21 protein-coding genes are annotated in these 22,861 nt (G+C 69.8%); 13 read left to right on the top strand and 8 right to left on the bottom strand.

The genetic code is table 11. The annotated features are described in order from the left end of the window. Window positions 1-6: 6 nt before the first annotated feature. Entirely contained in the window at window positions 7-750 is a 744-nt protein-coding gene (locus ACIA76_RS11940; protein WP_397151374.1) for a tyrosine-protein phosphatase, read from the bottom strand. A 424-nt stretch (window positions 751-1,174) separates the two neighbouring features. Between ACIA76_RS11940 and ACIA76_RS11935 the strand changes: the two genes are divergently transcribed. Continuing rightward, the gene (locus ACIA76_RS11935) at window positions 1,175-1,639 is read left to right on the top strand and encodes a TetR family transcriptional regulator (protein ID WP_397151372.1); all 465 of its coding nucleotides are present in this window, start codon (window positions 1,175-1,177) and stop codon (window positions 1,637-1,639) included. Between the two features lie 47 nt (window positions 1,640-1,686). After that, complete coding sequence (locus ACIA76_RS11930) at window positions 1,687-2,856, top strand: amino acid deaminase/aldolase (RefSeq protein WP_397151946.1); 1,170 nt, start codon at window positions 1,687-1,689, stop codon at window positions 2,854-2,856. Between the two features lie 13 nt (window positions 2,857-2,869). Here ACIA76_RS11930 and ACIA76_RS11925 read toward each other — a convergent pair whose 3' ends face one another. Beyond that, window positions 2,870-6,379 carry an AAA domain-containing protein gene (locus ACIA76_RS11925; RefSeq protein WP_397151369.1) on the bottom strand — a complete coding sequence of 1,170 codons (3,510 nt, stop codon included), beginning with the start codon at window positions 6,377-6,379 and terminating at the stop codon, window positions 2,870-2,872. Between the two features lie 280 nt (window positions 6,380-6,659). Between ACIA76_RS11925 and ACIA76_RS11920 the strand changes: the two genes are divergently transcribed. The 4 genes from ACIA76_RS11920 (at window position 6,660) to ACIA76_RS11905 (ending at window position 9,878) form a co-directional block, all read left to right on the top strand. Further along, window positions 6,660-7,274: an alpha/beta hydrolase gene (locus ACIA76_RS11920; protein ID WP_397151367.1), complete on the top strand. Its 615-nt coding sequence runs from the start codon at window positions 6,660-6,662 to the stop codon at window positions 7,272-7,274. A 144-nt stretch (window positions 7,275-7,418) separates the two neighbouring features. Continuing rightward, window positions 7,419-7,829, top strand: coding sequence for a hypothetical protein (locus ACIA76_RS11915; protein WP_397151365.1), 411 nt, complete (start codon window positions 7,419-7,421; stop codon window positions 7,827-7,829). Next, complete coding sequence (locus ACIA76_RS11910) at window positions 7,822-9,123, top strand: WXG100 family type VII secretion target (RefSeq protein ID WP_397151363.1); 1,302 nt, start codon at window positions 7,822-7,824, stop codon at window positions 9,121-9,123. The genes ACIA76_RS11915 and ACIA76_RS11910 overlap by 8 nt, the downstream gene beginning before the upstream one ends. After that, window positions 9,120-9,878: an ESX secretion-associated protein EspG gene (locus ACIA76_RS11905; protein WP_397151361.1), complete on the top strand. Its 759-nt coding sequence runs from the start codon at window positions 9,120-9,122 to the stop codon at window positions 9,876-9,878. The genes ACIA76_RS11910 and ACIA76_RS11905 overlap by 4 nt, the downstream gene beginning before the upstream one ends. Window positions 9,879-9,888: 10 nt before the next feature. Here ACIA76_RS11905 and ACIA76_RS11900 read toward each other — a convergent pair whose 3' ends face one another. Then, entirely contained in the window at window positions 9,889-10,515 is a 627-nt protein-coding gene (locus ACIA76_RS11900) for a phosphoribosyltransferase (RefSeq protein WP_397151359.1), read from the bottom strand. Between the two features lie 40 nt (window positions 10,516-10,555). Next, window positions 10,556-11,356 carry a carbon-nitrogen hydrolase family protein gene (locus ACIA76_RS11895; RefSeq protein WP_397151944.1) on the bottom strand — a complete coding sequence of 267 codons (801 nt, stop codon included), beginning with the start codon at window positions 11,354-11,356 and terminating at the stop codon, window positions 10,556-10,558. Window positions 11,357-11,618: 262 nt separating this feature from the next. Here ACIA76_RS11895 and ACIA76_RS11890 point away from each other — a divergent pair, with 262 nt between their 5' ends. Then, window positions 11,619-13,400, top strand: coding sequence for a DEAD/DEAH box helicase (locus tag ACIA76_RS11890; protein ID WP_397151357.1), 1,782 nt, complete (start codon window positions 11,619-11,621; stop codon window positions 13,398-13,400). Between the two features lie 186 nt (window positions 13,401-13,586). Here the strand turns inward: ACIA76_RS11890 and ACIA76_RS11885 are convergent, their stop codons facing one another. Next, the gene (locus tag ACIA76_RS11885; RefSeq protein ID WP_397151355.1) at window positions 13,587-14,324 is read right to left on the bottom strand and encodes a hypothetical protein; all 738 of its coding nucleotides are present in this window, start codon (window positions 14,322-14,324) and stop codon (window positions 13,587-13,589) included. A gap of 172 nt (window positions 14,325-14,496) precedes the next feature. On the opposite strand from ACIA76_RS11885, the gene ACIA76_RS11880 reads away from it, so the two are divergent. Together ACIA76_RS11880 and ACIA76_RS11875 are read left to right on the top strand one after the other, a co-directional pair. Beyond that, window positions 14,497-15,669, top strand: a complete 1,173-nt coding sequence (locus ACIA76_RS11880; RefSeq protein WP_397151353.1) for an acyl-CoA dehydrogenase family protein — start codon at window positions 14,497-14,499, stop codon at window positions 15,667-15,669. Between the two features lie 9 nt (window positions 15,670-15,678). After that, on the top strand, window positions 15,679-16,812 hold the full coding sequence (locus tag ACIA76_RS11875; RefSeq protein ID WP_397151351.1) for an acyl-CoA dehydrogenase family protein: 1,134 nt from the start codon (window positions 15,679-15,681) through the stop codon (window positions 16,810-16,812). Between the two features lie 6 nt (window positions 16,813-16,818). Here ACIA76_RS11875 and ACIA76_RS11870 read toward each other — a convergent pair whose 3' ends face one another. After that, window positions 16,819-17,406, bottom strand: a complete 588-nt coding sequence (locus ACIA76_RS11870) for a hypothetical protein (protein ID WP_397151349.1) — start codon at window positions 17,404-17,406, stop codon at window positions 16,819-16,821. Between the two features lie 285 nt (window positions 17,407-17,691). Between ACIA76_RS11870 and ACIA76_RS11865 the strand changes: the two genes are divergently transcribed. Continuing rightward, window positions 17,692-17,943 (top strand): hypothetical protein, encoded by a 252-nt coding sequence (locus tag ACIA76_RS11865; RefSeq protein WP_397151347.1) that lies wholly within the window; start codon window positions 17,692-17,694, stop codon window positions 17,941-17,943. A 59-nt stretch (window positions 17,944-18,002) separates the two neighbouring features. Continuing rightward, window positions 18,003-18,818: a GNAT family N-acetyltransferase gene (locus tag ACIA76_RS11860; protein ID WP_397151345.1), complete on the top strand. Its 816-nt coding sequence runs from the start codon at window positions 18,003-18,005 to the stop codon at window positions 18,816-18,818. Between the two features lie 16 nt (window positions 18,819-18,834). Here the strand turns inward: ACIA76_RS11860 and ACIA76_RS11855 are convergent, their stop codons facing one another. Further along, complete coding sequence (locus ACIA76_RS11855; RefSeq protein WP_397151344.1) at window positions 18,835-20,355, bottom strand: FAD-dependent monooxygenase; 1,521 nt, start codon at window positions 20,353-20,355, stop codon at window positions 18,835-18,837. A 44-nt stretch (window positions 20,356-20,399) separates the two neighbouring features. Between ACIA76_RS11855 and ACIA76_RS11850 the strand changes: the two genes are divergently transcribed. Continuing rightward, window positions 20,400-21,125, top strand: a complete 726-nt coding sequence (locus ACIA76_RS11850) for a TetR/AcrR family transcriptional regulator (protein WP_397151343.1) — start codon at window positions 20,400-20,402, stop codon at window positions 21,123-21,125. Here the strand turns inward: ACIA76_RS11850 and ACIA76_RS11845 are convergent. Continuing rightward, window positions 21,094-21,774, bottom strand: coding sequence for a phosphoribosyltransferase family protein (locus ACIA76_RS11845; protein ID WP_397151342.1), 681 nt, complete (start codon window positions 21,772-21,774; stop codon window positions 21,094-21,096). The two genes, ACIA76_RS11850 and ACIA76_RS11845, sit on opposite strands and share 32 nt — an antisense overlap. Window positions 21,775-22,240: 466 nt before the next feature. Between ACIA76_RS11845 and ACIA76_RS11840 the strand changes: the two genes are divergently transcribed. Further along, entirely contained in the window at window positions 22,241-22,642 is a 402-nt protein-coding gene (locus tag ACIA76_RS11840; protein ID WP_397151340.1) for a pyridoxamine 5'-phosphate oxidase family protein, read from the top strand. The last annotated feature ends 219 nt before the right edge of the window (window positions 22,643-22,861 follow it).

Genomic DNA, 22,861 nt, shown 5'->3' with positions numbered 1-22,861 from the left:
CCCGGCTCACTCCAGCAGCCGGTCGCGCAGACGCAGGCGCAGCTGATCGGACAGGCCGATCGCATCGAGGTAGCCGTCCAGATCGCCGTAGAGGACCTGCATGGATTCGGTGCCGGCGCCCAGATAGTCGGGGTCGACGCCGAGCACGTCGACCGGCAGCGCGAACCGGCCGCCGGAGTTGATCTCGACATCCTCGCGCAGCGAGTCGACGGCCCCGTTGCTGAGCAGATAGTCGTCGAGCACCTCGGATTCGGTGACGCCGACCGCGCGCAGCAGGGTGGCCACCGCCCAGCCGGTGCGATCCTTACCCGCCGCGCAGTGCACCAGCACCGCACCGTCGCCGCGGACCAGCGATTCGGCCATGGCGACCAGGCCGGCCCCGGTCTCGGGCATCCGGGGAAAGGCCGCGTAGACCTTCATCATCTCCGCGCGGCCGTCGTCGTAGACCACCTCATGCGGTGGCACCTCGCCCATCCGGGAATCGAACGGGCTGAACTCGAGTCGGATATCGTCCGGCAGCACATCCGGGCCGAGATGGTGGATCTCGCGTGGTCCGCGCAGGTCGTGCACGGTGGCCACGCCGAGTTCGCCCAGGGTGGCATGTCCGTCGGCGTCGAGCCGGCACAGATGCGCGGACCGCAGCAGGACCCCGCTGCGAACCTTCGCGCCGCCGGCCGTGCGCAGGCCGCCTACGTCGCGGTAGTTGAAGGTGCCGGAAATGAGCAGATGATCGGGTCGCACGGTGGTCATCAATCCAGGCTAGGTCCGGGGCGGTATCGACGAGGTGTCGTTATCCGATCGAACGGGCGAATCTGCGATGGCATGTGTGATCGGCCACAGGATTAGGTGTCCGAGGCATCGGACACCGTAAAGTTCGCAGATCGGACGATGCCGTGGATGCGCGCTGGGCGAGTGCGATCCTTGGGTCTCCGTTAGGTCGCGAGGGGGTACCGGACCGATAACGAAACATTCTTTCGGTCCGGAAGTACCCGTCTAACCTGGTCGCGATCCCTGTAAAACCTCTAGCATTGGGAAAGTTAACGGGTCGACCGAGTCGATGCTCGGTGCGATCAGTGAAGACCGCAACCCGTTGAGCGAGCCGCGCAAGCGAGGTGCGCGAGTTCTTTCGCCCGAGGGAGTCGTCGTGAGCGCAAGTGCAAGTGCAAGTAGACAGATGATTCAGGTTCTCAGACCGCGGCCCGCGGTAGAGCAGGCCGTCGAACAAGCCGCCGCCGGATTGGATTGCACCGGCACCCGCGCGCTGCGGGTGCTGCTGCACGCCGGGGTGAGCGCCCTGTGGCCCACGATCAAGGCGACGCCGGAGAAGCAGGTGCGTTCCTACGAGACCACGATCGCGGCGCTGCGCCGCCGCTGGTGCAACCGCGGCGAATGTGCGCCCGATGCGACGGTCGCCGCGCTGTTCCGGGACCTGGACGCCGAGGTGGCGGCCTTTCTGCAGCTGTGCGCCGAGCGCTCGCAGACCGAATGGCTGGAACCGGTCGAGGCCGTGGCGGCCTATTCGGTGGCCGTGATGCAGGGCACCGTGCTGCGCTGGCTGGCCGATTGTGATGACGAGACGACGCTGGTGGTGCTCGACGATCTGGTCTCGAGCCTGTCCACCAAGGCCGCGGACCGATAACCTGGACGTTTGACCAGTTACGTGGTTGAGTAGGGTCTGTGACAGATATGTCGCCGATCATCACCGGACTGCACGCGGCCACCGCGGAACTGGATCCGCCCCTGGCCGCGCTGGATCTGAGCGCGCTGCGTGCCAATGCCGCCGATCTCGCGCGGCGGGCGCGGGGTGTACCGATCCGGGTCGCCAGTAAATCGGTGCGCTGCCGGGCGGTCCTCGAGGAGGTCCTCGGGAGCGATCTCACCGCCGCCGGCGGCTTCGCGGGCATCATGTCCTATTCGCTGCCCGAGGCCATCTGGCTGGCCCGCCAAGGCGCGCGCGACATCCTGCTGGGCTATCCGAGCGTGCACCGGGCCGCGCTGGCCGAACTCGGCGGCGACGAGACGCTGCGCGAGGCCATCACACTCATGGTCGACGATCCCGCGCAACTGGATCTGATCAAGACCGCCGTCGGTGAGAAGGTGCGACCACGGATCTGCCTGGATGTGGACGCCTCGCTGCGCATCGGACCGCTACATCTCGGCGTGCGCCGCTCGCCCATCCACACCCCCGACCAGGCCGCCGAACTGGCGCGCACCGCGCTTCACCGCGGCTTCCGGGTCGTCGGCGTGATGACCTACGAGGCGCAGATCGCCGGCATGCCCGATACCAATCCCGCTGTGCGACTGATGAAATGGGCGTCGGCGGGCGAGATCGGCAAGCGGCGGCGCCAGGTGCTGGAGGCCGTGCGGTCGGTGGCCGGTGAGCTCGAGATCGTCAACAGCGGCGGCAGCGGGTCCATCGAGGTCAGTATCTCCGATCCGAATGTCACCGAGGTGACCGCCGGATCGGGGCTGTACGTGCCGACGCTGTTCGACGGCTATCGCGCCTTCACGCCGCGCCCGGCGCTGTTCTTCGCGCTGCCCGTGCTGCGGCGACCGGCCCGCGGCATCGCGACGGTCTTCGCGGGCGGCTATATCGCCTCCGGCCCGGCCGGGCCTACGCGGGTGCCGAAACCGGTGTGGCCCAGCGGTTTACGGCTCATCGGCACCGAGGGTGCGGGCGAGGTCCAGACGCCGCTGACCGGCGCGGGGGAACTCACGATCGGCGATCGGGTGTGGTTCCGGCACGCCAAGGCCGGTGAGCTGCTCGAGCGCTTCGATCAGGTCCAGCTCGTAGACGCCGACGGCACCCGCACCACCGTGCCCAGCTACCGCGGCGAGGGTCACAACTTCGGCTGAGCCGGGTGACCACCTACGGGTTCGACAGATCCAGGAAGGCCGCCAAATCGGCCAGCCCACCGGGGGTTTCGGGCAGATACTCGGTGAGCAGGCCGGAGTGGACGATCACCGCGGCCCACATGGCGCGCGATACGGCGGTGGTCAGCCAGTGCCGCGAGAGCAGGGTGTCGATGCCGTGCGGGGCGTCGGCGGGGGTGGAGGTCGTGGTCGATACCAGTACCACCGCGGCCTCGCGGCCCTGGAAGCGTTCGGTCGTGCCGACCACCACATCCTCGATGCGCGCGCGGGACAACAGGGTTCGGATGCGGGCCACCTGCGCGTGATAGGGCGCGACCACGAGGATGTCGTGCGGATGCAGCCGCCGCGTCAATGCACCCTGGCGCCAGGGCAGGCCCAGCAGCGCGCGCACCTGGCGCACCACCTCGCGGGCCTCCTCGGCAGATTCGGCGCCGTTGCCGCGATGGTCGACCGGCACCATCCGCACGCCGGGCGGGATATCGGCCAATTCCCGTGCCAGCGTGACTGTTTCGTTGGACCGCAGCCGGTCGCCGTAGCGCAGGCGCGATACCGGGCCGCACAGCTGCGGATGCATCCGCCAGGTGCGGTCCAGGAAGTAGCCGAATTCCGGTGGCAGGGTGGGTGATTCGCCGACCAGCCGGCCCAGCGCCGATTCGCCGACCGGTTCGGGGTGGATGCCGTGGGTCGGCAGCGGCGCGGGATCGCCGAGCAGCAACAGGTTTCGCGCGCAGCCCGCCACCGCGACGGCATCGGCGAGCGGGAAGTGTCCGGCATCGGGGAGTACCAGCAGATCCAGGCCGCCGGGCGGGATGCGGTCGGGATCGGCGACATCGGCGGGCAGACCGCCGATCACACAGCCGTTCACGGCATTGTCGAGGAATCGGGGATAGCGGGCCGGATCGATCACCAGCCATTCCGGCGCGACCTCCTGCGCATCGGATTTGGCCACCAGCTCCGGGAGCACGCCCGCCCGCACGACCGCGTCGAGCACCTCCTCCACGGCCGAATGCGATTGCGCCACTACGCCGATCCGCCATTTATGCCGGGTGACGAGCCGCTCGATCACCCGGGCGCCGGTATCGGTCTTACCGGTGCCGGGCGGGCCCTGTACGGCGATATAGGAGTCGTCGAGGTCGAGGACCGCGGCCGCGACGGCGGCGGCGGTGTCGCCGAACACCTCCGGTAGTGCGTCCGCGGAACCCAGTCGCGGACGCCTGCGGCACAGCAGATCGAAGGCGGCCGTCATGGGCGCCTCGGGCAGGGTCACCAGCAGCTGGTTGGCGGTGAATTCCAGTGCGGCCGCGATGTTCTCATCGCTGCCCGGCGGACGCGGGACGATCGCGACCGGTAGGTCGTCATACGGTGCGCAGCCCTCCGGTAGCAGCTCCTCGACCCGCACGATGTCATCGAAGTTGTCATCGCGCGCACACCCCAGCACCGTCGCCACCGCGACGGCCCGGCGGCCGGGCGCGGCCGTCATGCCCGGGACGGGCCGATCGTAGAGGGTGAGCACCGGCGTACCGGGCGCCGGCGCGCTGCCGGTGCCGAGCCGGCCGGTCAGCTTGAGATAGCGGCGCATCGGACGTTGGCCGGTGCTGTGCCATTTGGTGTCCACGCTGCCCCAGTCGGCGACCAGAACGCCCGGGGTGTCGGCCCATTCGGCGATCGGCCGGTGCAGGCGATCGGCATGTGCCCAGTGCAGTGGCTGGCGTTCGCGCCGGTGATAGGCCAGCACCGCGGCGGTGAGGGCGGCGATATCCTGTGCGGGCGTGCGGGGTTCGTCGGTGTCGAAGGCGAATTCGCGCAGCGCGGCCTCCACGGCCGAGGGCGCCTCCGGCACGGTGTCGCGCGGCGCCGGTCGCGGTCGCACGCCGTGCTCCTCGGCCAGCGCGCGCAACCGATCCCGTACCAGCAGGGTGAGCGCGCATTCCGATTCCATCGGGTCGGAACCGGATCCGGGGACGCGGTCCAGCAGCGTGGTGAGATCGCCCAGCTGATAGGAGCGTTCGCCGATCATCAGCGCGGCCCGCACGATCGGATACAGATCCAGCAGCGCGCCCAGCAGATCGTCGGCGATCCCCTCGTCCACGCCGCAGCGGGCGCACAGGTCGGCCAGCAGTTCCCGTGCGGGCGAACGATAGTGGTAGATGCGCAGATCGGGCAGGCGCTCCTGGCGGTCGGCGAGGAATTCCAGCAGCGCGGCGGGATCGTGGACGATATCGAAGGCGTGGAACAGGATTGCCGGCTGCTCACCCTCCTCCGCGGCGCGCGTCGGCGCCACGCCCACCCCGACCACCGCGGGCGGCATGCCCGCGAGGGTCAGAAAGACATCGCCCGGGGTGGTGGCGGGCAGCGCCGCGAGGGCGGCGGCGTCGGTGACCGTGCATACCGGCGTCGCGGTGCGCTCGCGTTGCCGCTGCAGCCCTGCCTGGCGCCGCAGCATCGAAAAGGTCTGCGCCGCAACGCCGCTCACCGCGGCATCGGCGCGGGCCAGGCGGTCGACGGTGGCGATCCCGGCGGCGTGCAGCCGGGCGCGCACCGCGGGGCGCATACCCGCCACCAGCAGCAGATCCCGGCCGGTGACGAGTTCGGCGGTGCAGGTCGGGCAGTGGCCGCAGGCCAGATAGCGGCGATCGCCCCACTGCACCGGCAGCAGTTCGTCCTGTTTGGCCTCGAGGACGGCGGCCACGCGGCGTCGGCGCGCGCGGGCGACGGTCATGGCATCGGACAGGTCGTGGCCGCTCTCCGCGCCCGCGGTCCGGATGAGCACCTGGCGGTGGACGCCGAAACCGTTACGCTGCAAGGCCTCCGCGCAGGCGGCCAGCCGGACGAGTGTGATGACGATGGGTTCGTCGGTGGCGGCGTAGAGCTGATAGGTCGTCTCCGGCGGCGGTGTGGGCTCGGCGTCGGTGGCCGCATCGCCGGTCGCCGCGGGCGCTGCGATCTGGGCGGCGCGGGCCGCGGCCCAGCCGTCCTGCCCGGCCGTGGATGTCTTCAGGGCGTCGCCGTCGATGATCTGCTCATAGGCGGTTTCGTCGACCGGGAACAGCGAGCGCTGCCCCTCCGAGACGGGTGTCTGCTCCGGGAGCTCGCGGGCGGTCGCGCGCGGCGCGACGGTCGCACCGAACGTCGCGGCCTCGTCGACCGGATCCGGCGTCGCCGCCGGCATCGGTTGTGCCCGGGTGCGGACGAGTGCCGTGCAGTCGGCGGCGAAGGTGCCGTCGAAGAATGTCGGCCGCGCGATCAGATCCGCGCCGGCGCGCAGGGCGCTCAGGGTTTGCTCGTGGGCGCGGGTGAGGTCGGCGGGGGAGCCGGATTCGATGGGATCGATGCGGATCGGCTCGTCCGCGAACCGTTCTCGCAGTTCCTCGAGCATCGCGGCGGGAAACGGGAGGATATCGATACCAGGATCGACCGGGCCGACGAGGCCGAGTTCGGCGTCGAGCGCGCGCAGCAGCGCGAACTCGCAGCGCGCCGCCTCCACCAGGTCACCGGTGCTGCACACGACACGATCACCGAACAGAATCAATCGCGGCCCTCCTGTGTCTCGGACACCCGCACCCGACCGCGCTTTCTTGCACGCCGAGCCGCGCAACAGAGTAATCAGTCGAGGTGACGGGGCGTGGTGTGAGGGGGGCGTGTCGCGGGTGCGACCGAACGGAAGGAAATCATCGAATGCGGACCGGTCGGCCGGGTCGTACCGCGCTGTCGCCGACCCGTTGCCGGGCCGAACATCGGGTTCCGGAGGGCGGCAGTATCTTTCGCGATGCTGAGAGGATCGAGGCATGCCGTATTTCGAGGGTGAGCGTGGCAGGCTGCACTATCGGCGATGGCCGGTGCCCGAACCGGCGGCGGTCGTCGAACTGCTTCCGGGCACCGGGCAGCACAGCGCCCACTATCACCACTTCGCCCGCGCGCTCGCGGCCCGGGGGATCGAGACCTGGGGTCTGGACCTGCCCGGGCAGGGTCTGAGCGAGGGCGATCCACAGGCGCGCGTCGCCCCCGGCGAATTGGCCTCGGACGCGCGCGGACTGGCCGCGATACTGCGGGCCCGGCTACCGGAGGCGCCGCTGGTGGTGGCCGGTCATTCGCTCGGTGCGGCCACATCGGTGCTGGCCCGGATCGAATGCGCGGGCATGGTGTTCACCGGCACCCCGCGTCACGTGACCGTGAGCTTCCCCGAACTTCCGGTGCGGCCGCCGATTCTGGCGCTGCACGGCGTCGACGATCGCCGCGCTCCGATCGATCCGATTCGGGAATGGGCGGCGCGGCAGCGGTCGGTGACGCTGCTCGAATACGCCGACACCGGGCACGATCTGCTGCACGAACCCGCATCCAAGCAGGTCACCCAGGACATCATCGGCTGGATACTGGCCCTGGTGGAATCGGGATCGCCCTAGACTTGCGCGAGTATGTCGATGCCGGGCACCATCTCCTGCACGAGCCGGTACATGCACGGGTCACGGCCGACATCGCGGAGTGGATCGACGACATCCTCGCCGAACGGCGTGGGGTCGAGGTGAACCGAGCAGAAAGGGGGACCGGTGCAGTCGCAACAAGACGGAGATCTGCGCAGTGACGTCGCGGCCCTGGCGCAGGCGGTCGACGAGGGCCAGCTGTGGATGGCCGGTGTTCTCGTCACCGACGGGACGCACGAGCGCTGCGCTCGCCGCTACGAAGTGCTGGCCGATCAGGTCGAACATCAGCTCGGCGCGCTGCGCGCGGCCGGAACACTGCCCGGCTTCGGCGGTTTCGAATCCGGTAACGCGCTGCGGCGCGGCTTCGAGGGCAAGGCGGCCGATGCGGTGGCGCGGTTGCAGGAATACGCCGACGCGGCGCGTCAACTCGCCCGGACGTTGCGCGCGGCGGGTGCGGCCTACGCCCAGCATGACGCGGATGTGGCCGCGGCCATCGGCCGGGTCGGCGCCGACGCGGTGGCGGTGGGCCATGCATGAGATCAACGGCGGCCCGCGGCGCTCGACCGATCCGGACTACTCGCCGAATTGCGAGGTGTTCGACCATCTCGGCTACGACGAGATCTATCGCGGTGTGGCACAGCTGAAACCGGAGGTGCTGACCGCCGGACGCGAGACCTGGCGGAGCTCGGCCACCGGGGTAGCCGAGGCGGTGCAGCAGGCGCATGCCGAGATTCGCGCGGCCATCGCCGATGGCTGGCGCGGCCCCGCTGCCGAACTGGCGGCCGGTGCGGTGCAGTCGTTCGAGGAATTGGGCAGGCAGCTGTCCGATGTGATGACCGAGGTCGGGCAGCGGCTGGGGCAGGCCAACGATGCGGCCGAGACGCTGCGGGCGGCGCTGTCGCATCCGGTGGCGAATCAGCTGGATCTCGAGGCGGCGCTGCTGGATCCGCGGCGCGCGACGGCCAATGTCGCGGTGCAGAAGGCCGCGGAGGATCTGCGGCTGGACGCGGTGCGGGTGATGAATTCGGTGTACGCCGAGACCTTCCTGCCGACCGGCACCAACGTTCCGGCCTTCCAGGACGACGGCATGTATCCGAGTCCGGCCGTGGTGGAGGGGCCCGCGGATCCGACGGCCCCCGGCGGAGGTTCGGCCGATGTGATGGCGCCGGGCGCGGTGCCGGTCCCCGGATCGCAGCCGGAGACCGTGCACCCCACCGAGACCGTGCGTCCCACGGCGACCGTCTCGAACGAGTCCGCCGCCGAGGCACCGCCGGAGAACATCCGCGCCGGGAACGGTGGTTCGGTGACATCGACCGCACCCGCCGCGGTCACCGTCGCACCGACCGCACCCGCCGCGGTCCCGGCCGTCGAGCACGCGATCGTGCCGCCCGCCGCCGCGCCAGCAGTGAATGGCATTGTGCCGCAGCCGGTTTCGTCGGTCGAGCCGTCGTCGACGAGCGCGGCTTCCGCGGCCCCGGCCGTCGCCGCGCCGACCACCCGCATCGCATCGACCGACTCCGAGAATCAGCGCAAGCGCACCGACCGCGACGATCGCCGCGACGCGAGCTCCGACACCATCGGAGGCATGGGCGCGGGCGTCGTCGGCGGGCTGGCGGGTGGCGCCTTCGCCGCGGGCGGCGACGCGTTGCGGCCGAGCTCGGCGATGCCGGTGCCGCCCAAGCCCGCTCGCCTCGAGGACGAGGAGGATGAGGACTACTACTCCGATCTCGACGAGCCGACCTTCCTGGAACCGGCCGATCCGGGCGGTGCGCTGGTGGGCCGGATGGATCCGACCACGCCGCCGGTGCTGGGGGAATGGGCGGAGGAGTGAGATGGACCCTCACCCCCGATCAGTTCGCCCTGGCCTGGGAGCGCACCGACGGTGATCGCATCCCCTATCCGCTGGCGGTACGACTGTCGGCCCGCACCAGCGATGAGCGGGTCGCGCAGCTGCCGGACCTGAACGACTGGTGCGCGCGCACAGTGGATCCGGATCTGGAGGCCGCGCTGCGAGTGCTGGCGCGCCCGGCCATCCGGGTAGAGGTCTTCGGCGAACAGGGCGCCCAGGAGGGTCCGCGTCCGGTGCGGGTGCTCGGCGCCGCGGCCGGACACGTCGCGGTGGTCGCCGCGCAGCGCGCCGGAACCGGCCCGGATCGCGGCGGCGAGGTGCGACTGTTCGTCGGCAACCTGAAAACCCTTGCGGCGCGGGTGGTTTCGGTGCTTCCGGAGAACGGCCCGGGCGGCTCGCCGCGGCATACCGCACCCCTGGACCGGGTCCGCGAGGACAGCCGGGATCTGGTGACGGTCCCGGTCGCCGGTCCGTCGGTGACGGCACGCATGCGCCGCCTGCTGAAACAGCCGCGCGACGGTATCGGCCAGATCGTGGTGTCGGCCCGGCGCGCGGACGATACGGTCCGGCCGCTCGGCGTGCTCTGCTGGATCGATGTGGCCGGGGACGGTCGCTACGCGGTGCGCACCCGCAGCGAGGTCGATATCGTCCCGGTGACCGCGGAGGCGTTCGCCGTGCAGCTGCGCCCGCTGATCGCCGCCGCCGAACGCCTGGTCGCCGAGCCCGCCAACTGGTGAATGCCGTTCCCTAGGCGTGTAGCAGCGCGATGACCTCGGCATCGGCGAGTTGATGGAAGTCGTCGTAGGCGCCGCCGACCCCGCCGAGCACGCGGGGAACGAACGGGCACACGATCTCGTCGACCAGCCGCTCGATGCGATGCAGGGCCTCGATCGAGGAGACCGGGACCGCGACGATGATTCGGCGCGGCTCGTGCAGCCGCGCGATCTCGCAGGCCACGACCACGGTCGCGCCGGTGGCCATGCCGTCGTCGACGATCACGGCGGTGCGGTCCTTCAGTGGGATCGGCGGGAACTCCGCGCGCAGAATCTGCTGGCGCCGTTGCAGTTCCGCGAGTTCACGGGCCTCGACGGCCGCCAGCTGCTCGGGGTGCACACCGGTGTGCTCGAGGACGTCGTTGTTGTAGATGCGGACCCCGCCCTCGCCGATCGCGCCCATCGCCAGCTCCGGCTGCCACGGCACCCCCAGCTTGCGGACCAGCAGCACATCGAGATCCCCGCCGATCATCGACCGCACCGCCGCCGCCACCGGAACACCCCCGCGCGGCAGCCCCAGCACCAACGGATCCGCCGCCCGCAGGTGGATCAGCGACCCACCCAGCGCGCGACCGGCGGCGACCCGATCGGGATAGATCATTGTGTTGTCCAGTTTAGTGGCGCCCGCGCCGAATATGCCCCTACGGCGAAATCGAGAAGCGGCGCAACGACAAACTGGGGTTGGTGGCGCGGATCCGGTCCAGCTGGTCGAGGTCGATGCGGGCCGTGGCGATTCCGGCCGCCTCCCCGAGTTCGGCGACGACCGTGCCCATCGGATCGATGATCATCGACCAGCCCGATCCGCGTGGGGTGGCATGATCGGCGGCGGCGACGTAGACGGTGTTCTCGATGGCCCGGGCGCGCAGCAGCGTGGTCCACTGGTCGACCTTCGCCGGACCCGGAATCCATTGCGCCGGATACAGAATCACCTGTGCGCCCGCCGCGGCCACCCGCCGGCAGCCCTCCGGGAAGCGCAGATCGAAACAGGTCTGCAGGCCGAAGGTCACCCCGTCCACGGTGAAGACGGCCGGATCGGTGATCTCGCCCGCCAGCACCAGATCGGATTCGCGGAAGCCGAACGCGTCGTACAGATGCACCTTGCGATACACCGCCACGAATTCGGCGTCGGGTCCCGCGACGACGAGGGTGTTGTAGATCCGCCCCGGTTCCGCGCCGCCCGGCGTCTCGACCACACCCGCCACCAGATGTACACCGAATTCGGCGGCCAGACCGCGCAATCCGGTGACCCACGGCCCGGTGAGCGGCTCGGCCGCCGCGACCACCCGCTCGTCCAGACGGGTCACCGCGAACATCGAATACTCGGGCGCGACCACCACCCGCGCCCCGTACTCCGCCGCGGCCCGCACATGCGCGCGCAGCATCGCCAGATTCGCGTCCTTATCGATATAGGGATCGAACTGCACCACGGCCACGTCGACCACCCGGGCCGGAGCGGGTGTGGGCGCGGGCACAGTCCCCGATTCGGGCGCGGCCTCGGCGCCCGGCGCCGGGACAGCCCCGCTCGCCGCGACGGTGGTCGAACCGCTGATCACGACCGACCCGACGGCGGCGGGCGCGGGCACAGATGTGCCGGGGAACGGCTCTGAGACGGGGCGCACGGACGGCTGCTGGGGTTGCATACGTCTCACCGTATTGGCCCGATGGTCGGGCCGACTACTACAAGGCAGTAAAGTGCTGGTCAATATGAGCAACTCACCGGTCGACAGCGTTTCCCCCAACACAGAGAGGGACGACGCCGCCGACCCGTCCTTCGCCGATCTCGGGATCGATGACCGCCTGCTGGCGGCCATCGCCGATGTCGGCTACGAAACCCCGTCACCGATTCAGGCGGCCACGATTCCCCCGCTGTTGACGGGTGCCGATGTGGTCGGTCTGGCGCAGACCGGCACCGGTAAGACCGCCGCGTTCGCGATTCCGATCCTGATGGGGCTCGACGCGAAGGCCAAGGCGCCGCAGGCGCTGGTGCTCGCGCCGACTCGTGAGCTGGCGATCCAGGTGGCCGAGGCGTTCGGCCGCTACTCGTCGCATCTGCCGGGTGTGCATGTGCTGCCGATCTACGGCGGCCAGAACTACGCCGTGCAGTTGTCGGGGCTGCGTCGTGGCGCGCATGTCGTGGTCGGCACGCCGGGCCGGGTCATCGATCACCTCGAGCGCGGTTCGCTGGATCTGTCGCAGCTGCGGTATCTGGTGCTGGACGAGGCCGATGAGATGCTCAAGATGGGCTTCCAGGAGGACGTCGAGCGGATCCTCGCCGACACTCCGGCCGATAAGCAGGTGGCGCTGTTCTCGGCGACCATGCCGAGCGTGATCCGCAAGATCTCCAAGCAGTATCTGAAGGATCCGGTCGAGATCACGGTCAAGACCAAGACGACGACCAATACCAACATCAGCCAGCGCTGGGTGCACGTGTCGTATCAGCGCAAGCTCGACGCGCTGACCCGCATCCTTGAGGTCGAACCCTTCGAGGCGATGATCATCTTCGTGCGCACCAAGCAGGCCACCGAGGAGCTGGCCGAGAAGCTGCGGGCGCGCGGGTATTCGGCCGCGGCCATCAACGGCGATATCGCGCAGACCCAGCGCGAGCGGACCATCGGCCAGCTCAAGGCCGGCTCGCTGGATATCCTGGTCGCCACCGACGTGGCCGCCCGCGGACTGGACGTCGAGCGCATCTCGCATGTGGTCAACTACGACATCCCGCACGACACCGAGTCCTATGTGCACCGCATCGGCCGCACGGGCCGCGCGGGCCGCAGCGGTGAGGCGCTGCTGTTCGTCGCGCCGCGCGAGCGCCGGCTGCTCGACGCCATCGAGCGCGCCACCCGCCAGCCCCTGACCGAGATGCAGCTGCCCAGCGTGGACGATGTCAACGCGCAGCGCGTGGTGAAGTTCCACGACGCCATCACCGAGAACCTCGCCTCGGACAATCTGGCGCTGTTCCGCAAGCTGATCGAGGATTACGAGGCCGAGCACAACATCCCGCTCGCCGATATCGCGGCCGCGCTGGCCGTGGGCGGGCACGACGGCGACAACTTCTTCATGGTGCCCGAGCCGGAACCGGTTCGGCGCGAACGCACTCCGCGCAAGTTCGACGAACAGGACCGCGACCGTCGCCGCGAATCCGGCCCGGCCGGCCCGCCCCGCGAGGCCAGCGAGGGGATGGCTACCTACCGCATTTCGGTGGGTAAGCGCCACCGCGTGGTCCCGGGCGCGATCGTCGGCGCGATCGCCAACGAGGGCGGCCTGCGCCGCAGCGATTTCGGGCATATCAGCATCCGGCCCGATCACAGCCTGGTCGAACTCCCGGCCGATCTGCCGGCCGAGACGCTGGAAGCCTTGCGCCGCACCCGAATCAGCGGTCAGCTGATCCAGCTGCAGCTCGATCAGGGCCCGCCCAACTTTCGCCCGATGAGCCGGGGGCCCCGCCGCGAGGCCAAGCGCCCCGACCGTCGCAAGCCGCGCTCCTGAGCTGTGTTTTTGGCGACGGCTCCGCCGTCGCGGGGTGGGGGGGGGGGGGGGGCGGGGGGGGGGGGGGGGGGGGGGGGGGGGGGGGGGGGGGGGGGGGGGGGGGGGGGCCCCCCGCCCCCCCCCCCCCCCCCCCCCCCCCCCCCCCCCCCCCCCCCCCCCCCCCCCCAACCTCTCAGGTTGGCGAATTCATCGAATGGCGGGGCTTGGGGCGGCGGTGGGATCAGAGGTACCTGAGCGCGGTGCGGGCGCGGTATTACCCGGAATCGGTTGTGCCGGAGCCGCATTGGGGTCCAGGCCCGGGACCGGATCATCGGTGACGGTGAACATGCCGACAGTCGGGGTCATGACGCACAGCGAGGCCGGATAGTTGATCGTGCCCCACATCGAGGCGACGACCGTGCCCGCGCCGGTCTCGACCGTCTTGGACAGCCCGGGCAGGTGATAGTCGGTCTGGTCGTCGAGCGGGGCGATACCGCTGTGGCCGTTGGAGACATTGAGCCAGGCGACGGTCAGGCCGGCGGCGATCGGGAAGCCGGTCACGGCCGGGGTGGCATGGAAGCGCAGCGTGGAGGGGCCGCCCGCGATGCCGCGGGCCGGGCCGGGCTGACCCGAGACGCCGGAGGCGGCGGTCAGGGTGACGAAGTTGTCGCCGCAGCCGATGGTCGGCGCCTGATAGGCGAACGGGGCGAAACCGCCCGCGATGTGATCGATCCGCGCGGCGGTGATCAGATGTGCGGCCTTGGCCACCGATTCGACGCCCACATGCGCGGCCGGATCCGGGCCCGCGGCCGCGGTCAACTGATCGATCGCGGTATCGAGGGGGGACTTCGCGGGTTCGGCGTCGGCTCCGGCGAACGTTGCCGCCGTGGCGATTCCGAGGGCGGCCGCGGTCGCGGCCAGGCGCGCGATGGTCCTGACGGTCACTCGTCGTGCTCCTTGTCGTGGACTACCTCCGTGCAAGGTACCAGTTCACCACCGGCCATGAGGGTTCGGTCACGTGACGGGTGTCCGGGGCAGGGGTGTGATCCACCCGACATCCGCGGATTACCGGGGGGTAAGTTTGATCACGGATATCCGAACACGGTGGGAGACGCCCATGAAACTTGCCCTGTCACCCGATGAGGTGACCTTCCGGGACGAGCTGCGCGAGCTCTACCGGACCGAGATTCCGGCCGAGCTGCGCGACAAGGTGAAGTACGGCCGCGAACTCTCCCGTGAGGACACGGTCACCGCGCACAAGATCCTGCACGAGCACGGCCTGGCGGTGCCGAACTGGCCGACCGAATGGGGCGGCCGGGCCTGGACCCCGATCCAGCGCCATATCTGGGAGGACGAGCTGCAGCTGGCCTGCGTGCCCGAGCCGCTCACGTTCAACGCCAACATGATCGGCCCGGTGATCGCGCAATTCGGCTCCCAGGAGCTCAAGGAGCGTTTCCTGCCGCCGACCGCGGCCCTCGACATCTGGTGGTGCCAGGGCTTTTCCGAGCCGGACGCCGGTTCGGATCTGGCCTCGCTGCGCACCACCGCGGTCCGCGACGGCGACTCCTACATCGTCAACGGGCAGAAGATCTGGACCACCCTGGCCCAGTACGCCGACTGGATCTTCTGCCTCGTGCGCACCGATCCGCAGGCGCCCAAGAAGCAGGCGGGTATCTCGCTGCTGCTGTTCGATGTGAAATCGCCCGGGGTGACGGTCCGTCCGATCAAGCTGATCGACGGCCACCACGAGGTCAACGAGGTCTTCTTCGAGAATGTCCGGGTGCCCGCCGATCAGCTGGTCGGCGAGGAGAACATGGGCTGGACCTACGCCAAGTTCCTGCTCGGCAACGAGCGCACCGGTATCACCGGCGTCGGCCGCACCAAGGTCAAGCTCGCGGTCGCGAAGGAGTATGCGGCGCAGACGAAATCGGGTGGCGGGACGCTGCTCGAGGATCCGCTGTTCGCCGCCCGCGTCACCGAACTGGAGAACGAGCTGCTGGCGCTGGAGCTGACCCTGCTGCGCGTGGTGGCCAATTCCACCGAGGGACAGCCGAATCCGGCCTCCTCGGTGCTGAAACTGCGCGGCTCGGAGCTGCAGCAGGCCGTCACCGAACTGCTACTGGACATCGCCGGCCCGGATGCGCTGCCGGTGCACGCCGATGCCATCGCCTCGCCGGCCTGGGCCCAGCGCAGCGGCCCCGGCTATCTGAACTACCGCAAGACCACCATTTACGGAGGCTCGAGCGAGGTGCAGCGCACCATCATCGCCTCCACCATTCTCGGATTGTGAGGCGCGGCAATGGATTTCGAACTCACCGATGAACAGGTCATGCTGCGTGACACGGTCCGTGACCTGCTCGCGCGGGCCTACGATCCGGAGACCCGGCTGAAGGTGCTCGACACCGAACTCGGCTGGAGCCGGGAGGTATGGGCTCAGCTGGCCGAATTGGGTGTGCTGGGACTGAGTTTCAGCGAGGAGGACGGCGGTGTCGGCGCCGGTCCGGTCGAGACCATGGTGGTACTCGAGGAGCTGGGCCGCCGGCTCGCGCCGGAACCGCTGCTGGACGCGGTGCTGCTGCCCGGTGGGCTGATCGCCCGGATCGGCACGGCCGAGCAGCGGGCGCGCGTGCTGCCGGATCTGGTGGGCGGCGGCACCCTGCTGGCCTTCGCGCATGAGGAGCCGGGTTCGCGCTGGCCCGGGATCGAGGTGCGGACCATCGCCGCGGCCGATCCGGACCACGGCGGCTACCGGTTGACCGGCGTGAAAAACCCCGTCGCCCATGGTGATTGCGCCGACGATCTGGTGGTCAGCGCGATGCTGCCGGGCGGTGCGCTGGGATTGTTCCTGGTGGCGGCCGATGCCGCCGGGGTGACGCGCACGTCGTACCGCACCTTCGACGGCCGGCGCGGGGCGCAGATCGAATTCGGTTCCGCCACGGCCGAACTGCTCGGCGATACCCGGGATGTCACCGAATCGGTCACCTCCGGAATCGGCGCGGCCCAGGCCGCGCTGTGCGCGGAATCGGTCGGTGCGATGGGCGAGGCGCTGCGGCTGACAACCGAATATCTGAAGACCCGCAAGCAGTTCGGCGTCCCGCTCGCGAAGTTCCAGGCCCTGAGCCACCGCGCGGCGGATATGTACGTCTCGCTGGAGCTGGCCCGCAGCATGAGCTACTACGCCACCGCCGCGCTGGCCGACGGCACGGTCGATCCGGTGGTGGTCTCGCGGGCCCGGCTGCAGGTCGGCCGGTCCGGGCGGCATATCGGCCGGGAGGCCGTGCAGATGCACGGCGGCATCGGCATCACCACCGAATATCCGGTGAGCCATTACGTCGCCCGGCTGACCGCCATCGAGCGCACGCTCGGCGGCGATCTGGACCATCTGCAGGTGCTCAGCCGCCGGGTCGGCCGCTACGACCTGGTCGAACTCTAGGCCGGATCAGCCACCGTTCGACGATGTCGGCGAGGCGGCGGCGGGGATCGCCGCCTCGGACTGCGCGGTCGGCTCCGTCGGCACGGTCGAGATCGTGGATTCGCCGGTGTCCGAGGATGATCGGGTCGTCGGGGCCGCCGGGCTGGTGGTCCGGGGAGTGACGGTCGGGCGGCTCTTGGTGGTCGTGCCCGCGTCCGGATCGTCGGTCGATTCGGTGCGCGGTGATTCCGGTGTGGGAGCCGGTGATTCGCCGGATTCCAGCGGCGGGCGGGTTGGCGAGGTGGTGGCCGAGCTGCTGGTGAGCGTGCGGCGGGGCGGGGCGTTGACCGCCACGCGCCAGGTCGGCGACGGCGGAATGACGATGCCCGGGGTGGTGGAGCCCGAGCGAGTCGCCGTCGGCGCGCTCTGCAGATCCGCGTTCAGCGGCGGCGGCGCGACGTAGATGTCCTGATGTCCGAGGCCGCATGATCCGATCAGGACCAGGCCGACCGCTATGGCACCGGCCGCGACCGCGGGTCCGGCCACCTTGGCGGTCAGGCGGCGGCGAGGGATGTCGTCGGCGCGATCCTCCGCGCTCGCCCTGCTGCCATCCATGAGTGTGCTGCTCCTCAACTGTCTCGAGTCGGGCCTCACCTTAATCGAGGCCACCGGTTCGGGCCAGGCAAGCCGGTCGGTCGGCAAAGTACCTGCCGGTAGTCTCAAACACCTGTGATTCAGATAACAAGTTGGTAACTTGAGCGTGTCGCGGGCACGTGTCGGGTGAAGATTTGGCAACGAAGACGTACCGTGTGAGCAAAGTTACACGTGAGACGCCTGGAAAGCATTGAGGGACACCGCGAATGTCGCGGCCCGCGATGCGGGTGTCATCGAGGAGTGGTGATGGGAGCATATTCGACATCCCCGCTGCGTGCGGTGTCGGAGAACGATTCGGGGACAACCGAATCCGGCCGCACCGGGTGGGCGATCGTCTCCCGCGTCGCGGCCTGGCTGATCTTCCTCGGCGGAGTGGCCGGTGCGGTGCTCGGCATCGCGAGCCTGCGCGTGGAGATCACCGTCGCCGGGTTGATCCTGGCGTGCACGACCGGTCTGGTGCTGTTGAAGCTGCGCGCCGACGGTCACGGTTCCGCCTGATGCCGGCGATATCGTAAAGCGCTGGGCGAGGCGGCTGTTCGCGTCTACCGTGCACTGATATGAGGATCGAGCTGGTCGACGACGCGGCCGAGTTCCGGCGCCGGGCGGGGGAGTTTCTCGCGCGTGATCCCCTGCGCCACACCGTCATCGCCACCGCCGTGGAGAACTTCGCCAATGGGCTGAGCGACGGAGAGGTCCTGTTCGCTGCCGTCTGTTCGGACGGTGCGGTGCTCGGTGTCGGCATGCGGACCGCCGGGCACAGCGTCTATCTGGGCGATGTCCCCGATTCGATGGTCCCCGAGCTGGCCGCATGCTTCGCCGAGCGGGTGCCGGACGCCCCGGGCGTGGAGGCCCCGCCCGGTATCGCGCTCGTCTTCGCCGAGCAGTGGAGCGCGTTGCGGGGCACCGGGTTCCGGATGGATTTCGCCAGTCGGCTGTATCGGCTGGGCGCACTGCGGATTCCGGAGGTGTCCGGCTTCGGCCGCCGCGCGGTCGACGCCGATCTCGACGTCTGCGAGGGCTGGCTGGACGGTATGCGGCGCGAGGTCGGGGTCGGCCTGGACCGCGCGGCGATCCGGGTCCGCATCGCGCTGGGCCGGCTGTGGCTGTGGGAGGACGGCGGCCACCCGGTCTCACTGGTCGCCCATCAGGCCCGCGCCTACGGCTGGAGCCGGATCGGCCCGGTCTACACCGCCCCCGAGGCGCGCCGTAACGGCTACGCCGGAGCCCTCACCGCGCAGGTCTCACAATGGCTGCGCGACAAGGGCTCTCGGGTCTGCCTGTTCACCGATCTGGCGAATCCCACCTCGAACAAGATCTACCAGGCCATCGGCTACGAGCCGGTGCACACGTTCATGGCCTACGCGTTCGAGTAGCCGCGCGCCGGATCGCTCATGCCGCCGTGCCCACGATGCGGTCGACGGCGGTACGCAGGGCCGCGGCCGGATCGCCGGGCAGCGTGTGGGCACGCCAGGCGATGATCTGGTCAGGGCGCACCAGAACGGCGCCGGTGCGGTCCACTCCCACGGTGGCACACCAGGATTCGTCCATCTCGTGGCGGATCGGGTGCGCGGCCGGAGACCGCCACGGTATGCCGCCGGGGCCGGTGAACAGGGTGAACTCGGTATCGATGAGGTCGAGGCTGGAGCGGCCGTCTCGGATGCGGTGATGCGGCAGCCTGGTGCCCGGTTGACCGGTCAGATCCAGCCGGTCCATCGTGTGCGCGCTGTCGTCGGGGACGAAAGCGCCTGCGCGATAGCGTGTTCCGAGAATCAGGGCGATCGGGTCGGCGAGCGGGGTGCCGTCGGTGGATTCGATGGTCATGCGGCGCAGATCGGCGGTCCGGACACTGGACTGGTCGGCGGTGAACAGGCCGACGGGATGGCGTTCGGCGTGATAGCTGTCCAGCAGTGTCGCCGCGGCCGCACCGCGCAGTACCATGCCCAGCTTCCAGGCCAGGTTGTGCGCGTCCTGGATTCCGGTGTTGGCGCCCGCGGCCGCATAGGGCGGCATGACATGGGCGGCGTCCCCGGCGAGGAAGATCCGGCCCGCGCGGTATCGATCGGCCACGAACATGCCCGGCTCCCAGGGCAATACGCTGAGCACCTCGACCTCGATTCCAGGCACGCCGAGGGCGGTGCGCAGCACCCCCGGCCACTCGGCGGCCGGGCGATCGGTCTCCTGGCCGGTGGTGAAGATCCAGCGGAACCGGCCGTCCACGGACGCGAAAGCGCCCGGGGCACGGTCGTTGTCGATCTGGCAGAGGTTGAACTCCCTGCCGCGCACCACCTCCGACAGATCGGCGCGGAAGTACACGTTCACCGCGCGGCCCAGTGTGCCCCGCCCGCTGCGGGGGATGCCGAGCCGCCGCCGGATCGGACTCGCCGCGCCGTCGGCTGCGATCAGATAGTCGGCGCGCAGCTGTTCGACCGTGCCGTCCGCCGATCGCAGCGTCGCGGTGACTCCCGTTGTGTCCTCGGTGAAGTCGGTGCATTCGACGCCGAATCGGAGATCGCCGCCACGGGCCTTCGCCAGATCGCGCAGCGTCGGCTCGAGCGTGTCCTGCGCGCACAGGCAGGCCGCGGCCGGGGTGATGGTTTCCCAGTCGGGCACCCCGCCGGGCAGGGTGAACGGCAGCCGCGTCGCATGCGCCAGCGTGGGCCCGGCCGCCATCGCCTGATGATTCGCCAGGTCGGCCGCCGCGGCGAGGACATCCTCGGCGATGCCGATCTGGCGGAACAGCTCCATCGTGCGGATGTTGATGCGCCGGGCCTTCGGCTGAGGCGAGGTGTTCGCGCGGCGTTCCACCAGCGTCGTGGGCACGCCGTGCCGGCGCAGGAACAGCGCGGCCGACAGGCCGACCAGACCGCCGCCCACGATCAGAACACGCGATGCGTGTACGTTGTACATCATGTGTACGTTGTACACCGATGATTGAATACGGGCAAGGAGGTGTCATGACCGATGAGGCGCCCGGGCCGCTGATCTGGTCTCTGCCCGAACCGCCGGGCCGACCGACCACGAGCCTGAGCCGGGCCGAGATCCTGCGTGCCGCACTGACGATCGCGGATGCCGAGGGTGCGCGCGCGTTGACCATGCGCCGGGTCGCCACGGCCGTGGGCGCCTCGACGCCCATGTCGCTGTATCGCTATGTCGGCAGTAAGGACGGGCTGGTCGATCTGATGATCGATGCCGTCTACGGGGAGATCGCGCTGCCGCCGGACGCCGCTGAATGGCGGACAGGTCTGGAGCGGCTGGCATTGAGCACCTGGACGGTGATCCAGCGCCATCTATGGTTCGGCGAGCTGGTGCACACCCGCCCGCCGCTGGGACCGAACGCACTGCGGTACTTCGATTTCCGCTTCGCGCTACTGGAACCGCTGGATCTGTCCGCGGATGAGCTCAGCCTGGTCACCGGCGCCGTGGACGGCCATATCTTCGGCGCCGCACTGCAATCCGCCGAGGAGCTGCGCATGCGCAGCCGCGTCGGCCTGCGCACCGACGCCGACCTCGCGGCCGCCGCCCGGCCGATCCTGGACCCGATCCTGTCCGGCGACCGCTATCCCGCCTTCGCCCGCTGGTTTCACGCCCGCACGGGTTCAGGCCCGGCCGATCCCGTCGCCTGGACTCTGGCCTGTCTGCTCGACGGCATCACCGATCGCCTGGGACTGCCGAAACCTTGAGGGCCCCCGGCCTATCCGGCGCGGCGGGGTGGGTGAGCAGGTCGTGAATGTGATCGTCGTCGATGGGGGTGAAGTCCTGGTAGTGGTCGGCGATGTTGTCGAGGTGCTCGCAGGTGTGCAGGCAGACGACCTTGTCGGCGTCGCCGATCAGGGCGGCGACGGCGATGGTGCAGGCGACGGGGCTGGCGAAGACCACCCGGATGGCGCCGTGAGCGTAGGCGGCGCGGCAGGCGGCCCGGGCCCGGGCCGCGTCGGCGAGCCCCTCGTCGACGATCACGACCGTATGCCCGGCGATGCCGCAGCGGGGACGCGAGGCACGGAAGCGTTCGGTCCTGCGGCGCAGGGTATCTCGCTCGCGGCGCTCGATGCGGGTCAGCTCGGCCGTATCCGACGGCAGCATGCGCACCAGATCCTGGTCGAGCACCCGCACGCCGCGTTCGGCGATCGCGCCGAAGGCGGGCGTCGATTTACCCGGGCGCAGATCGTGCACGACGAGCACATCCAGCAGCACATGCAGCCGGGCCGCGATCTCCGCGGCCACGGCCACGCCGCCCCCGGCGAGGCCGACGACCACGATGTCCGGGCCGCGGAAGGCCATCAGCCGAGCGGTCAGGCGACGTCCGGCATCGCGACGATCTAGGAACTGCATGACACCTCCTGGGGACTGTGGCCGCGAAACCACGGATCGGCTCGAAAATCGCACGGAGCGTATGCGATCGCAGACGCCCATCGCACGGATGCCACAGCGGGCGGTCGCGCGGGTTGCGGGGATCGGCTCGACAGCCCCGGTGAATGCCGTCGAAAAGACCTTGAGGCACAGGTGATTTCGGTCCTTCATGGTCAGGCGCGGTAACCACTTCTCCTCCTGAGTCGCGAACCGTTTCCGGTTGCGAGCCGCACTTCGGGACCCGGGAAGACTATGGCGGCAATTCTACGTCGTCCCTGGTGTGAGGCGGTGTGAAACAGTGATGATCTGCCTGGCCACAAGGGGTTGATAGGTGAAATATATTGTGCAGGAGCGTATTACGTGAATACCAGACTCCTCGGCCCGATTCCGCATGCCCCGTCCGGCGCATCGGGGCCCCAATCGGTATGCCGGGACGGATAATCGGAACATGGTGGATGGGGGCGCGCGAGAGCTGCGCGAATTGACCAACGACGATGCGTTACGACTGCTGGGCACGGTCCGGTTCGGCCGGGTGGTCTTCACCCGGCATGCCCTGCCGACCATTCGGCCGGTCAATCACGTCGTCGACGGCGAGCACGTCATCATCTACGCCAATCCGAGTGTCGTCCCGATGCATTCGGATCGGCAGGTCGTCTCCTATGAGGCCGACACCATCGATCATCACACCCAGCTGGGTTGGTGTGTGATCCTCACCGGGACCGCCGAGGCCGTGCTCGAATCCGACGAGATCGCCCGCTACGAACGGCAGATCGATCCGTGGCTGCCGGGTGTGCTGCATCGGATCGTGCGGATCCGGCCGGATATCGTCACCGGAATCGAGCTGTGTTGATGGCGCCGCCTTCGGCTGTGTTGTTGGCGCCGCCTCCGGCTGTGTTGTTGGCGCCGCCTCCGGCTGTGTTGTTGGCACCGCCTCCGGCGGCGCGGGTTTGCGGCGCTCTGAGGCTCGCCCGGGGGGGGGGGGGGCGGGGGGGCAAGCGGGCGGTGGGACGGGCCCCGCGGCCGCGGCCCCCCCCCCCCACCCACAGGGTGGGGGGGGGGGCGCCCGCCC

This window comes from Nocardia sp. NPDC051570 (assembly GCF_044454005.1).
Taxonomy (GTDB): domain Bacteria; phylum Actinomycetota; class Actinomycetes; order Mycobacteriales; family Mycobacteriaceae; genus Nocardia.
The sequence above is the reverse complement of the archived record's forward strand: the minus strand, read 5'-3'. Positions and strand labels throughout refer to the sequence as shown.